The sequence below is a fragment of the Jeotgalibacillus sp. R-1-5s-1 genome (genome assembly GCF_004405105.1).
GTDB lineage: Bacteria > Bacillota > Bacilli > Bacillales > Jeotgalibacillaceae > Jeotgalibacillus.
In genome coordinates this window covers 1-25,530 of the sequence record NZ_SORW01000023.1, presented here as the reverse complement: position 1 = coordinate 25,530, position 25,530 = coordinate 1, and the positions used below count along the sequence as shown (strand labels likewise).

Sequence of the window (25,530 nt, the reverse complement as noted above, 5' to 3'; positions counted from 1 at the left end):
GTCTGATTCCTCCTCCATTAAAGCTGAAGCTGCGTTACTTCTTCACCTGTCAGTTCACGCGTTCCACGACCCACTTTTACGGTGTAGAAGTCAGGAACTAATCCTGTTTTTGCTGTATATTCTTCTTTAACATTGGCTTTAAATGATTCGACATGCTGATCTTCCACGATGTTAACAGTGCAGCCGCCAAAGCCGGCTCCCGTCATTCTTGCGCCGACAACACCTTTCTGTCTCCACGCTGCCTCAACCATCACATCCAGCTCATGGCAGGATACTTCATAATCATCACGCAGTGAAACGTGAGAAGTCTTCATAAGGTCGCCAAAGGCAAACAAATCATCCTGCTCAAGCACCTCAACCGCTTTTAAAGTGCGCTCATTTTCAGTTACCACATGACGCACCCGCTGTTTTTCTTCATCATTTAACAAACGCTCTGCCTGAGGAAGCTGACCTTCATTTAAATGACACAGCTCCTGAATTGGAAATTCAGTTTTTATTTTCTCAAGTGCCGACTCACACACCGCTCTGCGCTCATTGTAAGCAGAATCAGCGAGCCCGCGCTGTTTATTCGTATTGGCAATGACGATCGAGTGGTTAGGCAGATTCAGCGGGACATAGCGGTATTCAAGCGTTTCACAATTTAACAAAACCGCCTGATCTGCTTCACCAAACCCGACTGCAAATTGATCCATAATACCGCAGTTCACACCGATGAACTGGTTTTCCACCTGCTGACTCAGCTTAACAAGCTCCATGTTTGACAGTCCGATTCCATTCATTTCATTGAGGCAGACAGCTGTGACGAGTTCAATAGAAGCAGACGAGGATAACCCCGCTCCATTAGGGATATTGCCGCAGAAATAAAATTCATACCCTTCTGACCCGATCCGGTCTGAAAGGAAGCTGATGACCCCCTTCGGATAGTTCGCCCAGCTGTGCGCCGGATCGTTGACAAGCGTTGAGAGGTCCGCTTCAATTACACCTTTATCTTGAAAGTTTTTCGAGTAAAAAAGAAGTTTGGAATCAGAACGTTTTCTCACAGCCAGATAAGTGCCAATCTCAAGTGCACACGGAAGGACATGCCCACCATTGTAATCAATATGCTCGCCAATCAGATTCACACGTCCTGGCGCAAAAAACACGCGGACCTCTTCACTGCTTCCTCCAAACTGACTGATAAACGCTTCTGTGATCGTCTTCATTCTGATCATCCTTTCTTTACCTCCCTGAACTTCCATACAGCTGACTGAAAATCCCCATAAAAATGTGTGTGTGCGGTCTTTACCGTACCGTTATAAAATGGTGGCAGCTGCCAGCCTATGTTCATCAGTTCATCCCCATAATAAGTACGCGTCTTGATACGGCTGCCTTCCTGCCACTCTACTTCATATTCTGATTCCGGATGTAAACCGGCTAATTTAATCCTGCTCATTCCGCTGTTCGGCTGTGCGAGCACCCGGTAAAATGCGACGATGGCTTCAGACTGATCTTTGTTGACGGTCATCCAGGCCGTATCATTCCCTTCAAACGGACTCAGCAGTCGATAAAAGGTACCAAATTGCAGAAGGTTTCTCTCATTTTTAAAACGTTTAATCTGCTTTGCAACCGTTTGCCTGTCTGCTTCATCCATTTTTTCAGGATCCAGCTCATATCCGAACGCACCAAACATCGCCACATGAAACCTGAAATCAAGTGGTGTAACTCGGCCGGTCTGATGATTCGGAACCGCAGAGACGTGCGCGCCCATAGCAGAAATCGGATAGACCAGAGACGTGCCATACTGGATTTTTAAGCGTTCAACGGCATCCGTATTATCGCTCGTCCACGTTTGTGGCATATAGTAAAGCATACCGGGATCAAACCGATTCCCGCCACTTGCACATGATTCAAACAAGACGTCCGGAAATCTTGATGTAATCGCATCGAGCACCCTGTATAAACCGAGTGTATAGCGGTGCAGTACCTCTCCTTGACGATCTGCAGGAAGTGAGTCTGAATACACTTCTGTCAGCGTCCGGTTCATATCCCATTTTACGTAAGAAGCATTTGATTCTTCCAGAACCTCGCAAATTGCATCTATTATATAGTCCTGCACGTCCCGCTTTGTCAGATCCAGTACCATCTGATGTCGCCCCGGTGTGTGTGGACGATGTGGAGCACGAAGCACCCAATCCGGATGCGTGTCATATAAACGGCTCTTTTCAGAGATCATCTCGGGTTCGACCCAGATCCCGAATGAAACCTTCTTTTCTCTCACTTTATCAGCCAGGCTGCCAAGACCTTCCGGCAGCTTTTTCAGATCAGCGGTCCAGTCACCAAGTGAAGTCGTATCGTTGTTGCGTCCTTCAAACCAGCCGTCATCGAGTACAAAAAGTTCAATGCCGAGATCCGATGCTGAATCAGCCAGACTGACAAGCTTTTTTTCATCGAAGTCAAAGTAAGTGGCTTCCCAGTTATTCAACAGCACCGGGCGCTCCTTTGTTTTCCATGCTCCTCTGATCAGCCGATCCTGATATAAAGAATGGAAGCTCTGGCTCATGCCGTTTAAGCCTGATGCGGAATAGACAAGCACAGCTTCAGGTGTTTGAAAAGATTCACCAGATCCAAGCGCCCAGCTGAAATCAAACGGATTTAATCCGATCATCAGCCGCGTTGTGTCATAGGTGTCTACTTCAACAATCGCTCTGAAATTCCCGCTGTAAATGAGATTCAGGCCGATTGCTTCCCCTTCGTTTTCCGAAGTATCAGGTGAACAAAGAGCAAGAAAAGGATTGTGCCAGGAACTGCTGACTCCCTTCTTGCTATCTATGATGTGAAGACCCGGCTGCAGCTTCGAGCGGTTAAGATGGCGCTCGCGGATCCAAGCGCCATCAAGCTGAATCCGTTCAAAATCCGAATGAGGTAAATCGATTGAAGCACTTATCAGGCGGTTGATCCTGAATGATTCAGCACCTGTATTTTTCAGTTCCACATGTCTTATAATGACGTCCCGATTATGAAAAACAGTGTAAGAAAGAATGAGGCGAGCATTTAAAACAGCATCCTCCAGGGTGATTTTCAACGTTTCGCATTCGTCTTCCGTCTCTGCATATACCGCAGGAAGCCCTGCAAGTGCGGGTTTCCCTTTTACAGTCTCGTAAGAAGAGAAGGTGAAATGAGTCAGCTTCGATCCAATTGATTCCGTCAGCTCTATGGCTGGTTCCCGGAAATCAGAAGTGCCGAATGAAGGATACTCCTGTCTGCTCCATTCAAGAGAAAACGGGCTATCCTTTATTGGAAAGTTGGCGTTCCCAAGCGGTTCAGCCGGTAAAGGAGCGAGACCGGAGAAATCACTCCGATCCGCTACCTTTTTTCCAAAGTACGTCTGCTCAAGCTGTCCGTTGTCCAGCAGACGGATCACATAGCTGACGTTTCTGCCCTGCAGATGAAATTGTCTGGATTCATGAACAAATATCGGCATCGCCTGAGTCTCCTTATTTCACTGCGCTTCCAAGCATCCCTGAGATAAACTGACGCTGCAGAAGGAGGAAGAATATAATGATTGGAATCGTTGCAATGGTTACCCCGGCCATAACCTGACCATAATCGATACGCGAAAGGCCAAATAATGTTGAAAGTGCCACAGGGAACGTGTACATATCCGTTGTAGAAAGCGCGATTAACGGCCACAGGAAGCTGTTCCACTGGTACAGGAACAAGAAAATCGCAGTTGCAGCCAATGCCGGCTTCATGGACGGAAGTACGATGCGGAAAAAGATTTTCCACTCACCCGCTCCGTCAATCCTTGCTGCTTCAATGAGTGACGTTGGAAACGCCAGCAGATTTTGTCTCATTAAGAAAATCGCAAACGGATAAGCCAGGTTTGGTAAAATAACCGCCTGATACGTATTCAGCCAGTTAAGCGCAGCCATCATTTTAAACAGCGGAATGATCGTGGCGTGATACGGTACCATCATCGACAAAAGAAAAATCGTAAAAATGACATTGCGTCCAGGGAACTGGAATTTCGCAAATGCATAAGCAGCCATTGTACAGATAAATAAAGCTAAAATGGTGTACGTTGTAGCAATAAATAAAGAGTTAAACATGACACGGCTAATACCGATTGACTCATCCAGGTTGCGGATATTCTCCATCAGCATGCTGCCCGGAATCAGAGTTGGAGGCTTCGAGAACATACTTCCACTCGTATTCGTTGCCCCGATCGCTGCCCAGTAAAACGGGAACAGTGACACGAGTGCACCAATGATTAACACGACTAATAACGACACTTTTTTAATTTTGTTTTGTGTTTTCATTCCTGATCACCCGTCACTTTAAATTGGATAAATGTCATGATCGCAATAAGGATTACGATAACGTATGCAATCGTTGAAGCATAACCGAAATCAAAGAATCGGAAGCCTGTCTGGTAAAGGTACATACCGATTGTCAGCGTTGCATCACTCGGTCCACCTTTTGTTAAAACAAACGGCTCATCGAATAACTGAAGTGTTCCAATTGTTGAAAGAATCACAGTAAACAAAATAACCGGCTTTAAGTTCGGAATCGTAATCGAGAAAAACTGTCTGATTTTACTTGCGCCATCCATACTCGCTGCTTCATAAAGCTCTTCTGGAATATTCTGAAGTCCTGCAAGGAAAATGACCATATTATAACCCACCCATCTCCACGTCATCGCAATGATTAGAGATGCTTTTGCCCAGAAAGGATCTGAAAGCCATGGGATACTGTCGAGTCCAATTGCTGTAATAAACTGGTTCACAACCCCGTCGTTCATCAGCATGATTGAAAAAATAATCGAGTAAGCTACTAATGACGTTACTGCCGGCAGGAAAAACGATACCCGGAATACGCCTTTAAATTTCAGTAATGCTGAGTTCAATAGATTCGCAATAATGAGTGCGAGGAAAATCATAATCGGTACTTGAATAATTAATAAGATAAAAGTGTTTTTAAGTGCAGTAATAAAAATATCATCACTGAAAAGCCGCGCGAAGTTGTCCAGTCCTGTAAACTCCATATTGCTTCCCTGTCCTGACTGAAAGCTTAAGATAAAAGAGTAGATAATCGGATAGGCCATAAAAATAGAGAATAATATAACGGCTGGTGCAACAAACATATAAGGTACTAACGTTTTTGATCTCATCTTCTACCTTCTTTCACTCGTTCATTTAAAAGAAGAAGAGATTTAGCAATGGGTCCTGCTAAATCTCTTTTCTTGTCAGTTAGTTATTGATTTCACGATCCGTCCGTTCTGCCAGACGTTCCGCCGCTGCTTTCAATGCTTCTGCAGGATCCATACCATTAAAGGCATCCGCCTGCGCTTTAATCGCTTCATCTAAACCAATCGCATAATCTTCAGTGTAGTAAGGTGTTTCAACGTCTGCCATCTGGTTTGCAAACAGCTCCCAGATCTTCTGTCCGCCAAAGAATTCATCTTCACTTGTGAACAGTTCTTCTTCATACGTTGAGTTCAATGATGGGAATAAACCGTAATCCTGCATCGCTACAAGTTGAACTTCAGGTGTTGTAGAGAAGTACTCAAGGAACTCATAAGCCGCTTCCTCATTTTCTCCACCAGCAGGGATCATCCAGCTTGAACCACCAAGGTTAGATGCACGGTTGCCACCTTCTTCAAATGCCGGAAGCAGGAATACGCCCCAGTCACCTGATGAATCAGCAGCCTGATCAATGATTGTTCCGTAGTACCAAGCGCCAAACGGGATCGCCGCAACAGAATTATCAACCGTTGCTGAAACAACACCATTCCAGCCGTCTACTTCTTTAATCAGTTCAGCTTCTTCAAATTCGATCAGCTTCTCCATCGCCATAACCGCTTCGTCACTTGTCAGATCAATGTTTCCATTTTCATCAAAGTAGTAAGTGCCAAGCTGATTCAGCATCATACGGAAAGTTGGATCATCCTTGAATTTATCAAGCGGCATTGCAAATGCGCCTGTTTCTTCTTTAATTTTCTTACCAGCTTCTAAGAAATCATCCCACGTTTCGATTTCATCCGCGTTCACACCAGCCTGCTCGAACAGCCCTCTGCGGTAGAACATACCTCCTGGACCTGCATCAAACGGCATTGCATAATAAGATCCGTCTACCTGTGCAAGCTCCTGTTTGAATGATGGGAACAAATCAGCATTGTCATCAAATCCCATATCCGACAGATTCACAAATCCATCCGGGAACGCTGTTGCGTAACCGCCGATACGGTCATCCTCCACGAGTACGATATCCGGAAGTCCGACACCGCCTGCAGCAAGACCCGTAGACAGCTTGTCATAAACATCAAGACGCCCTAAATCCTCGACCTGAATTTCAACATCCGGGTTTTCTTCCTGATACATTTCCATCGCATCGTTCAAAGCACCAACGTTTACGTTCCATGCCCAGGCTGTTAACGTCGTTTTTCCGCCTTCACCATCACCTGACGAGCCGTTTCCACCGTCTGTTCCTGAACATCCTGCCAACATCATTGCACTTGCAGCGACTAAACCTGTTGCCGACCACCATTTCTTCATTTTTGTTCCCCCTTGTTAAAATGAATAATTTGATGCGAGCGATCTTCATCCAAGCTGCTGTGTTTGTCCCTTTGAAAGAAACCGCTTACATTTGATTATATTTTAGTAAAATTATTTGTTTGAGTCAATATGTTTTAGTAAATTAACTGAAAATTTTTTAGTAAAATAGGTGGGTGGGGTTTGTGTGTTTATTTGAGAACCGGACCGTCCTCACCCTACGCTTTCCACCATAGGAGTCTCCGGGTGGGAACGGTCCTTTGTTGGGTTGTAAGTCCACTATTTTTTGAGGGAAAGGATGTTTGACGCGGATGTTTTTGGTGCAAGAGTGAGAGTGGTTTCGCGGCAAATGAGGGGGCGTGTAATGATGGAATGGTGAACTGGAATGAAGGAATTGTGTTGGGTTGTGAGGTGATTAAGGTGGTGTTATGAAGGGAAAATGGATGGTTTGAGTGCTTGTGAAGGAATGATTTTCCGGAAAGAAGGAATTAATTTCTCAAAGGAAGGGATTAATTTTTGGAACGATCGAATAAGTAGCGTGAGTGAAGGAATCGCCCGACAGTCACTGAGTCTGCTTTCAAAGTCAGTTCAGTAACTGTTTGACGCGGAGGTTGGATCGCGCTTTATTAAGTTGTTTACCGCGTGAAATTTAAGGTTTAGATGACATTGTTTCAGTTGGCGATCGGACAAATAAAATGCCGGGTTATTCTGCAGACTTTCTGCGGAATGACCCGGCATGTTTTCAAGATGTTTTATTCCATTTCCCCAACGTCATCCAGGGTCATGGTGAAGACCCATTTATGGTTGGATTCTGGCGGGATTTTTGAGACTTTGTCTATTTTTTCTGCGACATAGACGTCGTCGTAGATGCCTGTGCAGGGCTCGAGTGCGAAGTTGTAGTCTCCCTGGAAGCCTCCGTGCGTTTTCCAGACGCCCAGATATGGAACCTTTTCCGGATCGAAGGTATAGACAAGTTTTCGTCCGAGGTCTTCCTGGACCGTTCTGCACCAGCCCTGTTTCATCCGGTTGAGAAAATAAAACTTTTCGACTGTTTCAGCTTCGATTGGTTCCATTCTCGACAGGTCAAGCTGTTCTCCTGTGCCTTTCGAAGTGGTGACGGGATAAGGATGGTGTGTTCCCCATTCGCCCAGGTGCTTTGTGCCTTTTTCAACGGTGATCACCTCTGTGCAGTCTTCCGGCACTTCAATTTTTGTGTGTTCATTCATGTTAAGCAGCGCATGCGGTGTCCAGATATATGAAAATGGTGCTTCCCCAGTATTTTCTGCCTTGTAGCGGAACTCCAGTCCGTCTTTTAGCAGGGTGACGGTTTTCTCCAGCTTATATGGGAATACCGGGCTTTCCACGCTCATTGTGATCCACGTTTCCCCTTTAGCAACGACCAGCCACGGCATGGCCCAGACTTCCCCGTGATCCGGTACGATTTTTCCGTTTAAAGGGTGAGGACCTTTGTCGATACCAGGGAACATCTCATCAAAACCGCTCGGCGTATAATCGCCGAAACTTGCGCCATAATGAGGAAGCCTCAGTTCCTCAAGATGTGACTGATAAAGCCATTCGTAGTCCGCTTTTTTATCATAAAGACTGGCAAGCTTTCCACCGAAGTCTGGTAAAATAACGGCTTTTAAACTATCGTTTTCCAGTATAAATGCGTCAATTCCTTTAAAGGAAGCGGTCATACTTTTTCACCTCGCACAGAAGATAACTCGTTTGTGAAGCGTTTAAATGCCTGTAATCCTGCTTCTGATTGCTTAAATACACCTGCATGACTGAGCACGGTCGCAAAAATATCTCCGACACGCTGCTTCAGTATGTCTTCAACGTTTGAAGCGTTAATCTGTTTATCAGCTGCCAGTGCTTTCGCCCACTCTGCATGCTTTGCTGTCCGTGCATCAGTCTCAATTGTGTCCAGATCTCCCGATGCTAAATATCCGCCAAGTACTGAAAGTTCTTCCTTCAGTCTGCCCGGCAGTACAGCCAGTCCCATGACCTCAATGAGTCCGATATTTTCTTTTTTGATGGCGTGAACCTCTTCGTGCGGATGAAACAAACCGAGTGGATGCTCCTCAGTCGTTCTGTTATTTCGCAGGACGAGATCCAGTTCAAACTGTTCATCATTCATCCGGGCAATCGGGGTAATCGTGTTATGTTTTTCTCCTGCCGACTCCGCCAGAACATCCGCTTCAGGATCTGAATATTGTTTCCATTGATTCAGGATATATCCGCCCGCTTCTGCAAGCATGTTACGGTCTGAAGAGCGCAGACGAATGACTGACATCGGCCACTTCACAACCTCTGCCTCGACCCGATTAAATCCGCTCAGTTCAAAGCTGTACACGGACTCCGCTTTTGCCATTGGAAATGTATGGCGTCCACCCTGGAAATGGTCATGGCTTAAAATGGAGCCGCCCACAATAGGCAGATCTGCATTGGAGCCGACAAAATAATGCGGGAACTGCTCAACGAAAGCAAGAAGTCTTTCAAACCCTTCCTTAGACACCTTCATCGGCCGGTGGTCTTCGGAAAACACGATCGCATGCTCGTTATAATAAACGTAAGGAGAGTATTGGAAAAACCATGCCTCCCCGTTTAGATTCAGGTCAATGATCCGGTGATTGTGCCGCGCAGGATGATTGATTCTTCCTGCGTACCCCTCATTTTCCTTACACAATAAACAGAGCGGATAGTTCACAGCTTTAGCATTACGCTCTGCGGCAATCGTTTTCGGGTCCTTTTCAGGTTTTGAAAGATTAATCGTGATTTCAAGCTCCCCAAATTCAGTCTCGCTGTACCAATGCTCATTTTTCGCAATCCGGTCCATCCTGATATAGTTACTGTCTTTTGACAGCTGATAGAAATAATCCGTAGCCTGCCCTGGGTGCTTTTGAAAATGAGTGGAGAAGGTCTGACGAACCTCAGACGGACGCGGCATCAGACAATCCATTAAGGCTGCATCAAGCTGGTCCTCATCATTCAGTGTTTCTACACCAAGCTCCTCCTGCTGCTTTGCCAGGTCAATGATCTGTCTGAGAATCGGCACTGCAGAATCAAGGTTTTCTTCAGGTGCTGCCGGTTGATCCGTGCTGTCTTTTTTGAGCACATGTAAAATCCGGTTTCTTGCATAATCTTTATCCTCAGGCTGAATAAGCGCTTTTTGAACCCCGAATTGCAGGAGGCGCTCAATCTGAAGATCAATGCTCATGATGCATGCCCCCCTCTGTTTTGTCCGTAACCATCCTGGTGTTTTTGAAACCAGTTCCATGCTGTCTCAATGATTTTTTCCATATCTGTATAAGCCGGTTTCCAGCCGAGCTGGGTCTGTGCTTTTTCAGAGGATGCAATTAATACAGCCGGATCCCCTGCACGCCTCGCTTCCACTAGTGCAGGGATCGGATGTCCGGTGACTGCCCGGGCTGCTTCGATGACTTCCTTTACGCTAAATCCGCTGCCGTTTCCAAGATTATAGGTGTTACTCTCTCCGGTCTCCCCGATCTTCTCAAGTGCCAGTAAATGAGCATCCACCAGATCTGAAACGTGAATATAATCACGAATACAAGTACCATCCTCCGTCTTGTAATCATCGCCGAATATCTTAATTTCATCCCGTTTGCCGAGCGCCACCTGTAAAATAATCGGAATCAGATGGGTTTCAGGATGATGATCCTCTCCCACAAGCCCTTCATGGTCGGCTCCTGCCACATTGAAATAGCGGAGTACCGCATATTTAAGCCCATAAGCCTGATCCGCCCATTTCAGCATTTTTTCCACTGCAAGCTTGGATTCCCCATAAGGATTCGTCGGCTCAGTCCGGTCTGTTTCTTTAATTGGCACTGACTCCGGTTCACCGTAAACGGCTGCTGTAGAAGAGAAAACAATTTTTTTAACATCATATTTATTCATCGCTGTCAACAGACTGAGCGTTCCACCAACATTGTTGTCAAAGTATTTAAATGGGTTTTCCATACTTTCTCCGACCAGGGAATTCGCCGCAAAATGAATCACCGATTCAATATTGTGCGCTGTAAATACCTGATCCAGAAATGCAGCATCCTTTAAGTCACCCTGGTAAAAAGGAACACCGTTTTGAAGTGATTTCTGATGACCCGTCTGGAGACTGTCCACCACAACCACCTCTTTATTTAAACGCTGTAAGGCTAAAACAGCATGACTTCCGATATAACCGGCACCGCCCGTTACTAAAATCGCCAATACAAACACTCCTTTTCACTAGATATTTTACTAAAAGTTTACTACTTGCCGAAGTAAAAATCCACCCTGTTTTGAAAACGCTTTAATTTTATTTTCTACTCATTCATTTGCCTCTTTTTGCTATACTTAGTCATCATACCATGATTATTTGATAAGAAAGGAGATAACCATTTGGACCTCTCATTATCCATCATCCCCTATCATCCATCCTTTGGTCACGAAACCGTCCAGATGTGGAGGGACAGCAAAGAAAAAGCCATTCACCAGGCCGAGCTCCACACTTTTGAGGATCAGCTGTATTTCCTGAATCATATCCTTCTTCAACAATTTACGGTGGAACTGGCCATCTCCGGGCAGCAGGTTGCCGGCATGATCGCCTATAACGATAAAGAAATCAGCCAGTTATATATTCACAAGGACTTTCAGGGGAAAGGCATTGGCGAGATGCTTTTAAACCGGGCCAAAGAGCAGTCTTCCGGTGAGCTTTCACTATATACATTTGAAGTCAACACACAGGCACAGGCATTTTACGCTAAACATGGCTTTGATGTCATGGCAAGAGGTTCTGATAATGAAGAAAACCTCCCTGATCTTTTGTTAAAATGGCAAAGTAAAACCGGCTGATCACATTTCAGCCGGTTTTCACCCCTGTATCATCCGCATAGCCAGGCCAATCAGAATACTTCCTCCAATCACCTCGCTGAATCTGCCTGCGGTCAATGTTACGACCTGTCCGAGCGCCAATCCTGTTCTTGTCAGGATAAAAGCCGCAATCCCAAAAGGCAGCACAGCTGTCCACTGATTAATATCAGTCAAACCAAGCGTAATGCCAACAGACAGACTATCCAGACTGACAGCAAATGAAAAGGCGAGCCACTTCAATAACGACATGACTGAATCCTCCGAGGATCTCCTCTTAAACCCGGCATAAATCATCTGACTGCCAATGACGATCAGTAAAATGATACCAAGCCAGTTGACTGTACTTAGTAAATAGTCGCCGATGAACATGCCTATTAACGGTAAAAGAATATGTAAAAAACCTGTTAAGATGCTGACCACCCATTTAACCCTGGAGGTAAGCTGACGGGAGCCAACGGCAATGCCCGCTGAAAAAGCATCCATCCCAAGTGCAAATGCCAGCAAAATCGTAAATTCCAACGAGAAACCCCCTCTGTATATGTCTTTTTATTTTATGAGTAAAAGAGGCGGAGTATGTTTGGTTTGTGGAAGCAGTATGAGGTTCGCGTGATTTTTGAGGAGGTTCGCAGCATTTCGCTGATGGTTCTCAGGTTTTCGCCGAAGGTTCATAACATGAGGCAGCTTGTTCGGAGAATTTCATACGAGGTTCACAGAGTCAGGACGATTAGCACACTTTATCCAAATCACCCAAAACTCTTTCCAATCAGGATCGCAGCACGAAAAACCCGGAAGCATGCGCCTCCGGGTTTTCAAATCAGTCTATCCATTTTTGTCCTGCCGCTTTCTCTAAGCGATTCATAATCGCTCTTCCGATTCCGTCATCGGGATACGTTTCAGCTAAAATGACATCTGCATCTGTGTCATTAAATGACCGGATACCTCCGTATAGCTGTCTTGCCACTTCATCCAGCTGAGTTTTCGAGCCGCATACACGCACAAAATCGGCTGAGAGATTCACAGCCGTTTCACGTGTGACGAGTACGCCTACTTTTTTACCTTCCGCCACAAAAGTATTTATGTGTTCCTGTATTGAACGGGCATCTTTCACAAGAAACATCGGGGCAGTTGGGGCATAATGGGTATATTTCATTCCCGGCGACCGTGGAGCATCCTCTTTTTTTAGAGAGGGATCGATATCCACCTCACCAATGCATCGTTCAATTTCCTCTTTTGACACACCGCCAGGACGAAGAATCATAGGAGGTGACACGGTGCAATCGATCACGGTTGATTCCAGTCCAACCCCGGTCTCCCCACCATCCACGATACCGGCCACTCTGCCGGTCAGATCCTTTGCAACATGATCAGCTGTTGTCGGACTCGGCTTTCCACTAGTATTCGCACTCGGCGCTGCAAGCGGTTTTCCTGCCAAACGGATCAGTTCAAGCGCAACCGGGTGAGCCGGCATTCGGATACCGACCGAATTCAGATCCGCTGTCACCAGATTGGAAAAAACACCTTCTTTTTTAGGAAAAATAATCGTTAAAGGTCCTGGCCAGAAAGCCTTCATCAGCTGTTCCTCTATGTCAGTAACCTCCGCGACCAATGAATCCAGTTCGTCCAGCGATGAGATGTGCACAATAAGTGGATTATCGGACGGGCGGCCCTTTGCTTCAAAAATACCCTTAACAGCTGCATCACTCGTCGCATCAGCTCCAAGTCCGTAAACGGTTTCAGTCGGAAAGGCAACAACATGGCCACGCTGTAAAAAATGAGCCGCTTCTTCAAGCTGTGGATAATCTGTTTTTTTATCCACATCACTATCCACAGTCCATCGTTTTGTATCCATGTGAATCACCTCTCAAATTATTTTTTCTTTATCATTCTATTTTTTTCGACATGTTGATTTATCAACATTCTTATCTCGTTATTAGTATATTATATTGATTTTAATTAACAGAATACAATTCTTATCCACAAATTGTGCATAACTTATCGCAAATTGTGCACAAGTATGTGAATAAATCAGGTTATCCACTACTTTTCAGTTAAGCGGTTCCATGTCCCTGAAACCCAGTTGAGGATAAATGATTCCACTTTGATGTCGTTATTCGACAGACTTTTTTCTGGGGATAAGTCCGATTCGCATTCTTGATCTTTCTCTGTATCTTTTTCATCCACAAGCAAAATTTGCCCGCACAAATCCGGAAAAAGAGCACACCACCAGTTTTGACCTTTACCTTCACCTATTTTTATGACCAGCGTCTGGAACGTCTGCCCATCTGGAAACGTGTGGGGTTCGAAGGAAACTTCCAACTCATTCGTTCCACCTATTTCATATAAAGCATCCCGGTACTCCCTTTCCAGCACACCTGCTTCCAGATGAAGAAATTGTGTCATTTCTGATTTTGTTAGTCCCTTTGCTCCGAAACGCTGCTTTAAGTCTGCCGTCACCTCGTAGAAAAGAGCCTGTTTGATTTGCTGATCATAAGCGGAATCACTGTTTCCGATCACACGGAGCCGCACATCCTCTTCGGAAGCATGAGCCTTGATTACGACTGTAAAAGATAAAATGATTACAAGAATGATGGTTTTATAAAGCATGTTGATTCCCCCACAATGTTTGTTAAAAGCATTGTGGACGAATTTTTCATGATTTAAACGTGAAGCTCACAAAAAACCATTCTATCTTTTCCATTTATATCAAAAATCACTTCGGTCTGCCCGTTAGGAAACGCTTTTCTCAGCATTTCAGCCACGATTTCCCCCTGGCCTGCCCCAACTTCAAAACCAATCAGCCCCGGAGTGTTCATCAACTCGGGGAGCTGCTCACACATTTTCCGGTACAGAATCAAACCATTTTCATCCGCAAACAGTGCCTGGTGAGGCTCGTGTTCTGTTACGACGTCTGACATTGTTTTCAGATCGTCATAAGGAATATATGGAGGGTTTGATAAAAAGATATCAATTTTGCGGCCCTTAACCGGTTCCAGCAAATCCCCTTCAAGAAACTCAACTTTTGCGCCAAGTCTTTCTGCATTTCGTTTAGCTGTTTTCAGGGCAGCGGCTGAAAGGTCAGTTGCCGTCACCTTCCAGGCTGGCTGTTCAAGCTTCAGTGTGACGGCAATCGCACTGCTGCCTGTGCCTACATCCACGGCGTGTAGTGGATGGTCTTTGTAGAATAGACGCTCAGCTTTGTTCAGCGCATGGTAAATCAGTTCTTCTGTCTCAGGTCTAGGAATAAGCACATCCCCATTCACCTCGAAGGATCGGCCGTAAAATTCCTCAAAGCCTATAATATGCTGAACCGGCACACCATTTTTATGATCTTCAACCGCCTGCTGGAACTGTTTAAACAGTTCATCCTGCAGCTCTTCCCGCATTTCCGCAAAAAAAGCGGAACGGCTCAGACTCGTGACGTGTCTGAGCAGCAATTCCGCAGCGTGACCCTCACGATCATGCTCCTCTAAATAAGAAGAAGCCCATTGAAGGGCCTCATACAGTTTATAGCGAGTCGCCATTATTCATAGACTCCATTTTAGCGGATTGCTCTTCCATAATGAGCGCATTAATGACTTCATCCATTTTACCCTGCAAAATCTGATCGAGCTTCTGGATCGTCAGGCCGATTCGGTGATCCGTCACCCGGTTTTGAGGAAAGTTATACGTACGGATACGTTCAGAACGATCTCCCGTTCCTACCGCAGATTTACGCACAGCATCATATTCCGCCTGCGCCTCCTGCTGGAATTTGTCATAAATACGGGCACGCAGGATTTTCATCGCTTTTTCTTTATTTTTGATCTGCGACTTTTCATCCTGCATGGAAACCGTGACACCTGTCGGTAAATGCGTCAGACGTACAGCAGACATTGTTGTATTAACCGACTGTCCACCCGGTCCACTCGAAGCAAATGTATCTACGCGGATATCTTTTTCATTAATATCCACTTCCACTTCTTCCACCTCAGGAAGACAGGCAACGGTTGCCGTAGACGTATGAATTCGACCGCCGGATTCCGTTTCTGGAACACGCTGAACGCGGTGCGCACCATTTTCGTATTTCATTTTAGAATAAGCACCGTTTCCATTAATCATAAAGGTGATTTCCTTATAACCGCCAACACCTGTCGTGCTCGCATCCATCACTTCAATCTTCCAACCCTGAGATTCCGCATAACGGCTGTACATACGGTAAAGATCGCCTGCAAACAACGCCGCCTCATCTCCACCGGCAGCACCACGAACTTCCATGATTACGTTTTTATCATCATTCGGATCCTTCGGCAGCAACAGAACGCGAAGTCGATCTTCAAGCTCTTCAAGCTCAGCAGAAAGCTCATTCACTTCCTCTTTCACCATGTCGCGCATGTCAGCATCAAGCTTTTCATTGAGCATTTCCTTGGCATCTTTATGCTGCTCAGACACCTCTTTATAACGGCGATACGCTTCAACCGTTGGCGTCAGATCAGACTGCTCCTTAGAATACTCACGCAGCTTTTTTGTATCATTGACGATCTCGGGATCACTTAGTAATTCATTTAATTTATCATAACGGTCTTCTACCGCTTGTAAACGATCAAACATGATTCTTCACCTCTTTAGATAGTATATCCGATGGATGGCGGTTGGACAATTATTTCTTGGGGTGCGATTCCCTTAAAAAACGGGCGGGACATGAGGTTGTCCCACCCGTTCAGGTTCAATATTTTTAGAACCGTGCCGGGACCGTCCTGCGCTTTCCGCGGCCGCGCGGTGAGCCAGCTAGCGCTTTGCGCTACGCTGTCTCACCTGTCGCTTCTCTGCCGCAGGAGTCTTCGGACGGTCCCGGCACTTTAATGTCGGATTACTTGCATATTGCTTTTAAAAGTAAGGCTTGAAGTGGGATACCATGAATATAAATCATATATCTTAGATTATATAAAACATGACTATATGTTGCTTCACGGCAACAGCAGTCTGTAAACGGATCCAGCACTTTGTGATACTGAATGCCTCTGATTTAAATAAAGAGGCTGAAGAATTTTCCCGGTAGATTGTTTAGGAATATATAGCCTGGTGCGGTTAAGGCTGTCTGTTATTCTTCCCCAACCGTTACACCTGTCGGGACTTCGTGGTGATGGCGGCAGCGTGGTTCGTAAGCTTCGGATGCGCCAACTAAAATGATCGGGTCATCATAACCTGCCGGGCGGCCTTCGATCAGACGCTGTGTCCGGCTTGCCGGTGAACCGCATACTGCACATACAGCCTGAAGTTTGGTTACCTGTTCCGCCAAAGCCATCAGATGAGGCATCGGACCGAACGGCTCTCCGCGGAAATCCTGATCAAGTCCTGCTGTTACGACACGAAATCCTTTATCTGCAAGGGTCGTGACTACTTCGATAATACCTTCATCAAAAAATTGCACTTCATCAATGGCAATTAGATCTGCTTCCTCTGTGACCTGATCAAGAATTTCACTTGAATGCTCAACCGGCAGCGCAATCACGGATGCACCATTATGTGAAACAATCGCTTCCTCGCTGTAACGGTCATCGAGTTTCGGTTTAAATACAAGAATATGCTGACGGGCAAATTGCGCACGTCTGACACGTCGGATTAACTCCTCTGATTTCCCGGAAAACATACTTCCGCAAATCACTTCCACCCAGCCCGTCTGTTTCATTACATACACGTTCCATTCAGCTCCTTAGGTTCATTTCGACCGCATCTTTTATGTACCTGCTACATAAATTAAGAGATGTTCTGTTGATTTTGGGGTCGCTGAAATCTCTTCAGCAATTCATAAAAAAAAGAAAAGAATGCCCGCTTTGTGCTGCGGATCATTCTGCAGACTTGTTTATATCCAGCTGTTTTCTGAGTAAACAGCATTGAGGTTTTATGTCATGATTGATTTAAGACATGACTTTAGTTTATGGAAAAAAACGTTCCAATTCAAGAGCGTTTCGACTGATTTCGATGTACTATTCCCTCTGAGCCCTGATTTTAACCGTAAAAAAACAGGCAAGAAAATTTTTCTCGCCTGTTTTGATTTACGATTAAACGACTTACTTAAGGCCGTATTTCTTGTTGAAGCGATCAACACGACCGTCCGCAGCAGCGAACTTCTGACGTCCTGTGTAGAATGGGTGACACTCAGAGCAAACCTCTACGCGAATGTCTTCCTTTACAGAACCTGTTTCAAATTCATTACCGCAAGTACAAGTAACCTTTGCGACTTTGTAATTTGGATGAATTTCAGTTTTCATCTCTGTCATCTCCTTCCGCCCTGAACCATCTGGAACAGAGTAAGTATTTAATATACTAGCATGCCGCCAGTGATCTTTCAAGCACACTGCTTACATTATAACAGTGATGATTTGAGGTGACAATATGATTTTTGAAAAAGAAGGGACAGTGCGGCTGATTGATTGGGATGTCCCGGCGACAAACTTCGCACAGGTTAGGCAGAGAAGGTTATAGGGCTTTTTTCACTAAACTCACAAACTTTCCCGCAAGCTCACGAATTCAGCCTCTGACCTCACGAACCCGCCGGCTATCCTCACGAACTCCGGCGAGGAACTCACGAATTACACCTTCAACCTCACGAACTCCCCACCATCACAATTAAAAACGGATCCCTTAATCAAAAGGGATCCGCCTCAAATATGATTATGATTTATTTCTCGCGTTGCTTCCCGCCTTCATTTCATCGGTCAGGTTTTGGAAAAACTCATCGTTTGTTTTCGTCTGACGGATTTTGCGGATGAGACGCTCACCGAAATCATGAGAATCAGACAGCGCACGACGAATCGCCCACAGCTTGTCCAGATGATCTTTTGGTACAAGCAGCTCTTCTTTACGCGTTCCGCTACGGCGAACATCAATCGCAGGGAAGATACGGCGTTCTGCAAGACTGCGGTCAAGATGCAGCTCCATGTTACCTGTCCCTTTAAACTCTTCATAGATGACCTCATCCATACGGGATCCTGTATCAACCAGCGCAGTTGCCAAAATGGTCAAGCTTCCGCCTTCTTCAATGTTACGTGCGGCTCCGAAAAAGCGCTTCGGACGGTGGAAGGCCGCAGGGTCAATACCACCTGACAATGTACGGCCACTTGGCGGGATCACCAGGTTATAGGCACGGGCAAGACGTGTGATACTATCCATCAGGATGATCACGTCACGCTTATGCTCAACGAGACGCATCGCGCGCTCTAACACCAGCTCTGCCACCTTAATGTGATTTTCAGGCACTTCGTCAAATGTAGAGCTGACTACATCCGCCTGCACCGAACGTTCGATATCTGTTACTTCTTCCGGACGCTCATCGATCAGTAGCACGATCAGTTCTGCTTCCGGATGATTCGTTGTCACAGAGTTCGCGATTTCCTTAAGCAGCATCGTTTTCCCTGCTTTTGGAGGAGCAACGATCAAACCACGCTGTCCGAAACCAACCGGTGATACTAAATCCATGATTCGCGTTGACAGCTGACGAGGCTGGTTTTCAAGCTTAATCTGACGATCAGGATATAAAGGCGTCAGTGCAGGAAAATGCACGCGCTCTTTAGACGTTTCCGGATCTTCACCGTTTACTGCTTCAACGTGCAGCAGTCCAAAATAACGTTCGTTTTCCTTAGGAGGACGTACTTTACCTGAAACCTTGTCACCGTTTCGAAGATCAAAACGGCGGATCTGGGAAGCTGAAATATAAATGTCCTCTGAGCTTGGAGAATAATTGATCGGACGGAGGAACCCAAAGCCTTCTGACTGAATAATTTCAAGAACGCCCTCCATAAAGAAATAGCCTTCCTGTTCAGCACGTGATTTCAGGATAGCAAAAATCAGTTCCTTCTTTGTCAGCTTACTGTAGTAAGAAACCCGATACTGCTTTGCCAGTTCATATAAATCTTTTAATTTCATATTGTCGAGTGACGACATTTTTAATTCTTCCATAAAGACACCACACTTCTTTAATTTTGGCTGAAAATGGCTGATTTCCGCTGCAGGCGGACGCTTTCCGCGGCCGGGCGTTGAGCCTCCTTGACGCTTCGCGCCTTCGGAGTCTCAACTGCCCTTCTATCCCGCAGGAGTCGCCGCCTTCCGCTACAATCAGCTAATCTAATATTGAAATAAACTCAATGTCGTATCACATGAGTTCGCTCTTACATTGCATGATTCACATAAGGTCTTCAGCGGGATCATTCTATTGATGATAGTTCGGCAAGGAATTCAGATTTGTAGATATTAAATAGAGGCTGTCTAGCTGAAGTCATTCATCATTCTACTCTTATTGAGTAAGACAATCAATATTAAAAAAGAAAAGGCTCTGGAAAAATGGTCATTGACTGGATCCAGAGCCGGTTTAATCAGGCTAAGGGCCGGATTACGATTTCATGACAAGGTTCGGTTTTTTCTTCAGACTGTGTGTTCCTTCGATAAAGCGGACGGTTCCTGATTTAGCGCGCATAACAAGAGAATGTGTTTCTCCATATGTGGCTTTGAACTGAACGCCTTTTAGAAGTTCGCCGTCTGTTACACCGGTTGCTGCGAAAATGGCGTCATCTCCTCGTACGAGATCTTCCATCAGCAGCACTTTGTTCACGTCGATATTCATTTTTCTGCAGCGTTCGATTTCTTCATCGTTTTGCGGAAGCAGTCGTCCCTGAATTTCACCGCCGAGACATTTCAGCCCGACAGCTGCGATCACGCCTTCAGGTGCACCGCCTGATCCGAACAGAATATCGACACCAGTTGCATCAAATGCCGTGTTGATGGCACCGGCTACGTCACCGTCATTAATCAGTTTGATTCTGGCTCCCGCACTTCGAAGTTCTTCGATAATTTTCGCATGGCGTTCACGGTTTAAAACGGTTGCCACTACGTCTTCGACATCCTTATTTTTCGCTTTGGCCACTGCTTTCAGGTTGTCCAGAACAGAAGCATTGATATCAATACATCCGACCGCTTCAGGTCCAACAGCAATTTTGTCCATGTACATATCAGGTGCGTTCAGAAGATTTCCATGGTCCGCAACCGCTAATACTGCGAGTGCATTCCATCCGCCTGATGCGACAATATTTGTCCCTTCAAGCGGATCCACTGCCACATCAAGACGGGGACCATAGCCGGTTCCGAGCTTTTCACCGATATAAAGCATCGGCGCTTCGTCCATTTCCCCTTCACCGATCACAACAGTCCCTTTCATGGGAATCGTATCAAATACGTCACGCATCGCTGTCGTTGCAGCATCGTCCGCTTCGTTTTTCAGACCTCTTCCCATCCATCTTGCTGATGCCAGTGCGGCTGCTTCGGTTACACGTACAAGTTCCATCGATAAACTGCGTTCCATTCTGCCCAACTCCTCACGATTTCATTGTCGGGAATAAGTATAACACATTGAATCGTGATTATGACATACTATTTAAAAAATCAGGCGTTTTTAACCTGTTCCAGCTCTTCTTCTGTCATGGCTTCACGCCAGATATTGGCACCGAGTCCGGTCAGCTTTTCGATCAGGTCACTGTAGCCGCGATCAATATGCTCAAGTCCTGTCACTTCTGTGATGCCATCTGCCATTAATCCGGCAATAACAAGGGCTGCACCCGCACGTAGGTCAGACGCTTTGACTCTTGCTCCTTGAAGGGTGGATGGACCATATACAATGGCTGAACGTCCCTCTGTTTTAATGTTGGCATTCATACGCTTTAGCTCATCAATATGCTTAAAGCGTGCAGAGTAAATCGTGTCAGTGACCATCGCCGTACCATGGATTTTGGTCATCAGTGAGGTCATTGGCTGCTGAAGGTCTGTCGGGAATCCAGGATAAACGAGCGTTTTAATATCAATGGACTGCAGTGTATCTGCTTTACCAATGTGAATTTCTTCATCCCCGACTTCAATCGGAACGCCCATTTCACGCATTTTGGCGATCAGTGATTCCATATGAAGGGGAATGACATTTTCAATGGTGACACCATGACCGGCTGCTGCTCCGAGAATCATGTATGTACCGGCTTCAATGCGGTCCGGAATGATGGTGTGGCGCGTACCTTTCAGTTCATCGACACCATCGATGCGGATTACGTTGGTTCCCGCTCCCTTGATTTTCGCTCCCATATTCGTCAGTAACGTTGCCACATCAATGATTTCAGGCTCTTTTGCGGCATTTTCAATAATCGTCTGGCCTTTGGCACGGACAGCTGCCAGCATAATATTAATCGTAGCACCAACACTTACTACATCAAGGTAAATGCGGGCCCCTGTTAATTCATCAGCGCGCAAATACAGCGCACCCTGTTCATTGGTGATTTTTGCACCGAGCGCTTCAAAGCCTTTAATGTGCTGATCGATCGGACGCGGTCCAAGGTGACAGCCACCAGGCAGGCCAATTGCCGCTTTTTTAAATTTCCCAAGCATTGCACCCATCAGATAATAAGAAGCGCGCAGTTTTTTTACGCGTCCGTTCGGTAATGGCATCGCAACCATGTTCTCAGGGTTCACGTACATCTCGCCATCTTCAAATGACACGTCTCCACCAATTTCCTCGAGCAGTTCCTTCAGTGTCTGAACATCTGAAATATCAGGTAATCCTTCAATAACCGTTGGCGTATCTGCTAAAATCGTGGCGGGAATCAGTGCAACTGCACTATTCTTGGCACCACTCACTTTAATTGTTCCTGAAAGAGGACGTCCTCCTTCAATTTTAAGTTTTTCCATGTTGTAAGAGCTCCTTCCGCTTGATCAGTGAGTTCTTTTTCTTAGTATGTCTCCTACTGATCGATTCATGTGAAGGAAGCCGAAATCCTTTGTATCGTTTTATCGATTGTTCCAATCATTTAAAAAGGCTTCGATTCCTGCTTCCGTTAATGGGTGATTATACATCTGCTTCAATACCTTCATTGGACAAGTGGCAATGTGCGCACCATTCAGCGCAGCCTGCGTTACATGCTGTGGATGGCGGATCGATGCTGCGATGATTTCAGAGTCAATGCCGTGAAGCGCAAAAATCTCAGAAATCGTACTGATCAATTCCATTCCGTCATGACCAATATCATCAAGTCTTCCTAAAAATGGTGATACATAAGATGCACCTGCACGCGCTGCTAAAAGTGCCTGGTTTGCGCTGAAAACAAGCGTTACATTCGTTTTAATGCCTTCTTTTGCAAAAGCGGCCGTTGCTTTTAAGCCATCCGGCGTCATTGGAACCTTGACTGTAATATTCGGTGCGATTGCAGCCAGCTCTTTTCCTTCACGAATCATCCCTTCTGCATCAAGCGCAATGACTTCTGCACTGACAGAGCCATCTACAAGAGATGTAATCTCCTTCAGACGATCGTGAAATGAGATGTTTTCTTTCGCAACGAGCGACGGATTTGTTGTCACCCCGCTTAAAATGCCCCAGCTGTGTGCTTCTTTAATTTCTTCCATATTTGCTGTATCAATAAAAAACTTCATCTTAACCCATCCTTTCTCTACTCTATTTCCTGATATTTACCGTACCTCATCCGGACCCTCTAACCGGATTGAGACATTTATCAAAATGAAACAAGCGCTTACATCGTTTGCAAAAAAGCTGACTCAAAAAACGTTGGACCGCGATGCAATCTGCAAAGCGGCCTGTCTGTTTATGAGTCAGCCCTCTTTTCAAACGACTCAATTTCTACCCCTCTGAAACTAAGTGTTTAAATCTTTATTATGCTTGGTTTGAAGAACCGAACTCACGCATTTTGCCTTGTACTGTTGCCTTAATGGCTTCACGTGCTGGTCCTAAGTATTTACGCGGATCATATACTTCGCTGTCTGCAGCAAGTACTTCACGTACTACTTTCGCAGAAGCAATCTGATTTTCCGTGTTTACATTGATTTTAGCTGTTCCGTAAGAAATCGCTTTTTGGATATCTTTTGTTGGAATGCCTGTACCACCGTGAAGAACGATTGGTACACCTGTTTCGCGGCCGATCTGCTCCATTTCAACGAATCCAAGGTTTGGTTCACCTTTATAAGGACCGTGAACAGAACCAAGTGCCGGCGCAAGCGTATCGATTCCTGTACGCTCAACAAGCTCTTTACATTCCTTTGGATCAGCATAGATAACGCCGTCTGCTACTACGTCATCTTCCTGACCACCGACAACGCCAAGTTCTGCTTCTACAGAAACACCTTTTGAATGTGCGTATTCTACTACGCGTGAAGTTACTTCCACGTTTTCTTCAAAAGGACCGTGTGAAGCATCGATCATAACAGATGTAAAGCCTGCATCAATCGCCTCTTTACATTTTTCATAGCTTGAACCGTGATCAAGGTGAATTGCCACTGGTACTGTGATGTTTAAGTCTTCTAAAAGACCTTCAACCATTTTCACAACCGTTTTAAATCCGCTCATGTAGCGTGCCGCACCTTCAGAAACACCGAGAATTACAGGTGATTTCTCTTCTTCAGCTGCCTGAAGAATCGCCTGTGTAAACTCAAGGTTATTCAGGTTGAACTGGCCTACTGCATAGCCCCCATCCTTTGCTTTGTTCAGCATGTCTGTCATTGATACTAATGGCATAATCGTTTTCCTCCTTAAAATGAATGGTTATTAACGCTCGCCTTTTTCAAGTTTACGTCAAAACCATTACTCTTCACAACCATTTTCCATAGTATCATATCAAACACTGAGCGATTTGACCATGCAGGAGCCCTATGTTTCTGAAATGTACATAAAAACAGGACCGGACACATCTTCATTCAGGACAACTTTATCAGTGCTCCGGGAAGTAAATGTGTATCCAGTCCAGTTTTTAATAAGACAGGCCACTGCTTCTCATCCGACCTGAACGTATGATCTTACGACTTTTCGAATGTCCTCAATGTCAAACGGCTTGGCAATATGGGTCAGTGCGCCCATCCGCTTTGCCTCTTTGATCATATCCAATTCACCATAAGCCGTCATAATAATAACCCTGATATCTTCACGTATTTCCTTCATTCGTTTCAGAATCTCAATTCCATCCATCCCGGGGATCTTCATATCCAGAAGGACTAAATCAGGTTCTTCATCAAGAAGTGCCAATGCCTCTGGTCCATTCGCAGCCTGAAACGTCTTATAACCTTCTTTATAAAGAACCTCATTCAGAAGAATCCGGATGCCGAACTGATCATCGACAATCAAAATTTTCTCATCCATTCTTACACCTCTTCATCAAAAGTATCCCAGTCAATATTTTGAACTGCCCCTCTGTATTATGGTACATTCAACACGAGTTGTACAGAATCCTTTTAAAGATTTTTACAGATTTTGTTTACAAGATTCGACAAACCCTTTAGGGGTATAGAAAGGCTTGATATGGATGTTAAAGATGTTCACAACACAGCTGACCGGGCTGTTCGGGCGGCTGCATAGTAAAGAAGAAAACGAAATCGAAAACGCCGCACGCCTGCTCGCTCAGGCAAACGTCGGAGCAGGATCCATTTACGTTGCAGGCTTCGGTGAAATGGAGGGCGTCACAGCCGAAGCACTGCGCGGCGAAGAACCCTTGACTGGCGCACGCGAACTTACTAGCGTTACTGAACTGACAACCGCTGACCGCGTGCTGCTCGTAACCCGCCGCTCCACGGACCCGCAGGCGCTGAAGCTGGCAGCAGAACTTCAGTCAAACGACGTCCCTTTTGTCGCTATTGCAGGTAAGGTGAAGGACGCAGAAGATGATTTGGCTGCTTCAGCCGATTCTTTCCTGAACACCCAAACCATCCGCGGCATGCTTCCGGATGAAACAGGCGGACGTTTCGGATTTCCATCACTGATGGCCGCACTGTATTTGTACCATGGCGTGAAGTTTGTGGTGGAGGAGATCTTGGAGGAGTATTGATTGTGGCCCCTGCTGGTGCAGGGGTTTTTTTGTGGCCGGTGGGTATCAACACGCGCCCGTCGCGAAAGGCGACAGGCGCTGTGTGTGAAGCAGTCCGTTGAAGGCGCGGGGCCGGATTCCTTCATTATCGACACTTATTCAGGCTTTCTAGAATTTAATCCCTTCTTTTGAAAAATTAATTCCTTCTTTCCAGAAAATGATTCCATCAAACTGAAGTTAGAATAAAAAGTGGACACGTAGATATCCTTTTTATCATACTGAGGATACCAATAAAAAGGACGTGTTCAACATGCGGAAAC

General features: G+C 45.6%; 23 protein-coding genes. 2 read left to right on the top strand and 21 right to left on the bottom strand.

From position 1 onward, the window contains the following. Positions 1–17: 17 nt before the first annotated feature. From E2491_RS09850 to galE, 8 genes are all read right to left on the bottom strand, one after another. Positions 18–1,211: a galactokinase gene (locus E2491_RS09850; RefSeq protein ID WP_244093929.1), complete on the bottom strand. Its 1,194-nt coding sequence runs from the start codon at positions 1,209–1,211 to the stop codon at positions 18–20. After that, positions 1,208–3,460: an alpha-galactosidase gene (locus tag E2491_RS09845; protein ID WP_134375460.1), complete on the bottom strand. Its 2,253-nt coding sequence runs from the start codon at positions 3,458–3,460 to the stop codon at positions 1,208–1,210. The genes E2491_RS09850 and E2491_RS09845 overlap by 4 nt, the downstream gene beginning before the upstream one ends. 13 nt (positions 3,461–3,473) lie before the next feature. Beyond that, positions 3,474–4,298 carry a carbohydrate ABC transporter permease gene (locus E2491_RS09840; protein WP_208528063.1) on the bottom strand — a complete coding sequence of 275 codons (825 nt, stop codon included), beginning with the start codon at positions 4,296–4,298 and terminating at the stop codon, positions 3,474–3,476. Beyond that, complete coding sequence (locus E2491_RS09835) at positions 4,295–5,149, bottom strand: carbohydrate ABC transporter permease (RefSeq protein ID WP_134375458.1); 855 nt, start codon at positions 5,147–5,149, stop codon at positions 4,295–4,297. The genes E2491_RS09840 and E2491_RS09835 overlap by 4 nt, the downstream gene beginning before the upstream one ends. Positions 5,150–5,228: 79 nt before the next feature. After that, the gene (locus tag E2491_RS09830; protein ID WP_134375456.1) at positions 5,229–6,533 is read right to left on the bottom strand and encodes an ABC transporter substrate-binding protein; all 1,305 of its coding nucleotides are present in this window, start codon (positions 6,531–6,533) and stop codon (positions 5,229–5,231) included. A gap of 749 nt (positions 6,534–7,282) precedes the next feature. Then, positions 7,283–8,227, bottom strand: a complete 945-nt coding sequence (locus tag E2491_RS09825) for an aldose epimerase family protein (protein WP_134375454.1) — start codon at positions 8,225–8,227, stop codon at positions 7,283–7,285. Continuing rightward, complete coding sequence (gene galT / locus E2491_RS09820) at positions 8,224–9,750, bottom strand: UDP-glucose--hexose-1-phosphate uridylyltransferase (protein ID WP_134375452.1); 1,527 nt, start codon at positions 9,748–9,750, stop codon at positions 8,224–8,226. Before galT ends, E2491_RS09825 begins: the two co-directional genes overlap by 4 nt. Beyond that, a complete protein-coding gene (gene galE, locus E2491_RS09815) occupies positions 9,747–10,757 on the bottom strand; it encodes a UDP-glucose 4-epimerase GalE (protein ID WP_134375450.1) in 1,011 nt (336 codons plus the stop codon). The genes galT and galE overlap by 4 nt, the downstream gene beginning before the upstream one ends. A 231-nt stretch (positions 10,758–10,988) precedes the next feature. Here galE and E2491_RS09810 point away from each other — a divergent pair, with 231 nt between their 5' ends. Then, complete coding sequence (locus tag E2491_RS09810; protein WP_134375591.1) at positions 10,989–11,381, top strand: GNAT family N-acetyltransferase; 393 nt, start codon at positions 10,989–10,991, stop codon at positions 11,379–11,381. Positions 11,382–11,399: 18 nt separating this feature from the next. Here E2491_RS09810 and E2491_RS09805 read toward each other — a convergent pair whose 3' ends face one another. From E2491_RS09805 to E2491_RS09745, 13 genes are all read right to left on the bottom strand, one after another. Then, a complete protein-coding gene (locus E2491_RS09805) occupies positions 11,400–11,918 on the bottom strand; it encodes a manganese efflux pump MntP (RefSeq protein ID WP_134375448.1) in 519 nt (172 codons plus the stop codon). A 295-nt stretch (positions 11,919–12,213) separates the two neighbouring features. Then, complete coding sequence (locus tag E2491_RS09800; protein ID WP_134375446.1) at positions 12,214–13,248, bottom strand: L-threonylcarbamoyladenylate synthase; 1,035 nt, start codon at positions 13,246–13,248, stop codon at positions 12,214–12,216. Between the two features lie 188 nt (positions 13,249–13,436). Then, positions 13,437–14,003 (bottom strand): stage II sporulation protein R, encoded by a 567-nt coding sequence (locus tag E2491_RS09795; protein WP_134375444.1) that lies wholly within the window; start codon positions 14,001–14,003, stop codon positions 13,437–13,439. Positions 14,004–14,056: 53 nt separating this feature from the next. Next, the gene (gene prmC, locus E2491_RS09790; RefSeq protein WP_134375442.1) at positions 14,057–14,920 is read right to left on the bottom strand and encodes a peptide chain release factor N(5)-glutamine methyltransferase; all 864 of its coding nucleotides are present in this window, start codon (positions 14,918–14,920) and stop codon (positions 14,057–14,059) included. Continuing rightward, positions 14,904–15,986 (bottom strand): peptide chain release factor 1, encoded by a 1,083-nt coding sequence (prfA, locus tag E2491_RS09785; protein ID WP_134375440.1) that lies wholly within the window; start codon positions 15,984–15,986, stop codon positions 14,904–14,906. The genes prmC and prfA overlap by 17 nt, the downstream gene beginning before the upstream one ends. 490 nt (positions 15,987–16,476) lie before the next feature. Further along, a complete protein-coding gene (locus tag E2491_RS09780; protein WP_134375438.1) occupies positions 16,477–17,073 on the bottom strand; it encodes a thymidine kinase in 597 nt (198 codons plus the stop codon). Between the two features lie 373 nt (positions 17,074–17,446). Continuing rightward, positions 17,447–17,647 carry a 50S ribosomal protein L31 gene (gene rpmE / locus E2491_RS09775; RefSeq protein WP_134375436.1) on the bottom strand — a complete coding sequence of 67 codons (201 nt, stop codon included), beginning with the start codon at positions 17,645–17,647 and terminating at the stop codon, positions 17,447–17,449. Positions 17,648–18,050: 403 nt separating this feature from the next. Next, complete coding sequence (gene rho / locus E2491_RS09770; protein ID WP_134375434.1) at positions 18,051–19,334, bottom strand: transcription termination factor Rho; 1,284 nt, start codon at positions 19,332–19,334, stop codon at positions 18,051–18,053. A 430-nt stretch (positions 19,335–19,764) separates the two neighbouring features. Beyond that, entirely contained in the window at positions 19,765–20,730 is a 966-nt protein-coding gene (gene glpX / locus E2491_RS09765; RefSeq protein WP_134375432.1) for a class II fructose-bisphosphatase, read from the bottom strand. Between the two features lie 80 nt (positions 20,731–20,810). Then, positions 20,811–22,097 (bottom strand): UDP-N-acetylglucosamine 1-carboxyvinyltransferase, encoded by a 1,287-nt coding sequence (locus tag E2491_RS09760; protein WP_134375430.1) that lies wholly within the window; start codon positions 22,095–22,097, stop codon positions 20,811–20,813. 99 nt (positions 22,098–22,196) lie between these two features. Then, positions 22,197–22,835 carry a fructose-6-phosphate aldolase gene (fsa, locus tag E2491_RS09755; protein ID WP_134375428.1) on the bottom strand — a complete coding sequence of 213 codons (639 nt, stop codon included), beginning with the start codon at positions 22,833–22,835 and terminating at the stop codon, positions 22,197–22,199. 238 nt (positions 22,836–23,073) lie between these two features. Further along, the gene (locus E2491_RS09750; RefSeq protein WP_134375426.1) at positions 23,074–23,931 is read right to left on the bottom strand and encodes a class II fructose-bisphosphate aldolase; all 858 of its coding nucleotides are present in this window, start codon (positions 23,929–23,931) and stop codon (positions 23,074–23,076) included. Between the two features lie 255 nt (positions 23,932–24,186). Next, entirely contained in the window at positions 24,187–24,549 is a 363-nt protein-coding gene (locus tag E2491_RS09745) for a response regulator (protein ID WP_134375424.1), read from the bottom strand. 172 nt (positions 24,550–24,721) lie between these two features. Between E2491_RS09745 and E2491_RS09740 the strand changes: the two genes are divergently transcribed. Continuing rightward, the gene (locus E2491_RS09740; protein ID WP_371414469.1) at positions 24,722–25,231 is read left to right on the top strand and encodes a DUF2529 family protein; all 510 of its coding nucleotides are present in this window, start codon (positions 24,722–24,724) and stop codon (positions 25,229–25,231) included. Positions 25,232–25,530 lie beyond the last annotated feature (299 nt).

Bases quoted from the DNA above. Each gene is read 5' to 3' on its own strand.
- E2491_RS09800 (WP_134375446.1), bottom strand. From the start codon at position 13,248: ATGGATACAAAACGATGGACTGTGGATAGTGATGTGGATAAAAAAACA.
- fsa (WP_134375428.1), bottom strand. From the start codon at position 22,835: ATGAAGTTTTTTATTGATACAGCAAATATGGAAGAAATTAAAGAAGCA.
- E2491_RS09795 (WP_134375444.1), bottom strand. From the start codon at position 14,003: ATGCTTTATAAAACCATCATTCTTGTAATCATTTTATCTTTTACAGTC.
- E2491_RS09745 (WP_134375424.1), bottom strand. From the start codon at position 24,549: ATGGATGAGAAAATTTTGATTGTCGATGATCAGTTCGGCATCCGGATT.
- E2491_RS09750 (WP_134375426.1), bottom strand. From the start codon at position 23,931: ATGCCATTAGTATCAATGACAGACATGCTGAACAAAGCAAAGGATGGG.
- E2491_RS09835 (WP_134375458.1), bottom strand. From the start codon at position 5,149: ATGAGATCAAAAACGTTAGTACCTTATATGTTTGTTGCACCAGCCGTT.
- E2491_RS09850 (WP_244093929.1), bottom strand. From the start codon at position 1,211: ATGATCAGAATGAAGACGATCACAGAAGCGTTTATCAGTCAGTTTGGA.
- rho (WP_134375434.1), bottom strand. From the start codon at position 19,334: ATGGAAGAATTAAAAATGTCGTCACTCGACAATATGAAATTAAAAGAT.
- prmC (WP_134375442.1), bottom strand. From the start codon at position 14,920: ATGGCGACTCGCTATAAACTGTATGAGGCCCTTCAATGGGCTTCTTCT.
- E2491_RS09810 (WP_134375591.1), top strand. From the start codon at position 10,989: ATGTGGAGGGACAGCAAAGAAAAAGCCATTCACCAGGCCGAGCTCCAC.
- glpX (WP_134375432.1), bottom strand. From the start codon at position 20,730: ATGGAACGCAGTTTATCGATGGAACTTGTACGTGTAACCGAAGCAGCC.
- E2491_RS09830 (WP_134375456.1), bottom strand. From the start codon at position 6,533: ATGAAGAAATGGTGGTCGGCAACAGGTTTAGTCGCTGCAAGTGCAATG.
- E2491_RS09740 (WP_371414469.1), top strand. From the start codon at position 24,722: ATGTTCACAACACAGCTGACCGGGCTGTTCGGGCGGCTGCATAGTAAA.
- E2491_RS09760 (WP_134375430.1), bottom strand. From the start codon at position 22,097: ATGGAAAAACTTAAAATTGAAGGAGGACGTCCTCTTTCAGGAACAATT.
- E2491_RS09840 (WP_208528063.1), bottom strand. From the start codon at position 4,298: ATGAAAACACAAAACAAAATTAAAAAAGTGTCGTTATTAGTCGTGTTA.
- E2491_RS09825 (WP_134375454.1), bottom strand. From the start codon at position 8,227: ATGACCGCTTCCTTTAAAGGAATTGACGCATTTATACTGGAAAACGAT.
- E2491_RS09845 (WP_134375460.1), bottom strand. From the start codon at position 3,460: ATGCCGATATTTGTTCATGAATCCAGACAATTTCATCTGCAGGGCAGA.
- rpmE (WP_134375436.1), bottom strand. From the start codon at position 17,647: ATGAAAACTGAAATTCATCCAAATTACAAAGTCGCAAAGGTTACTTGT.
- galT (WP_134375452.1), bottom strand. From the start codon at position 9,750: ATGAGCATTGATCTTCAGATTGAGCGCCTCCTGCAATTCGGGGTTCAA.
- prfA (WP_134375440.1), bottom strand. From the start codon at position 15,986: ATGTTTGATCGTTTACAAGCGGTAGAAGACCGTTATGATAAATTAAAT.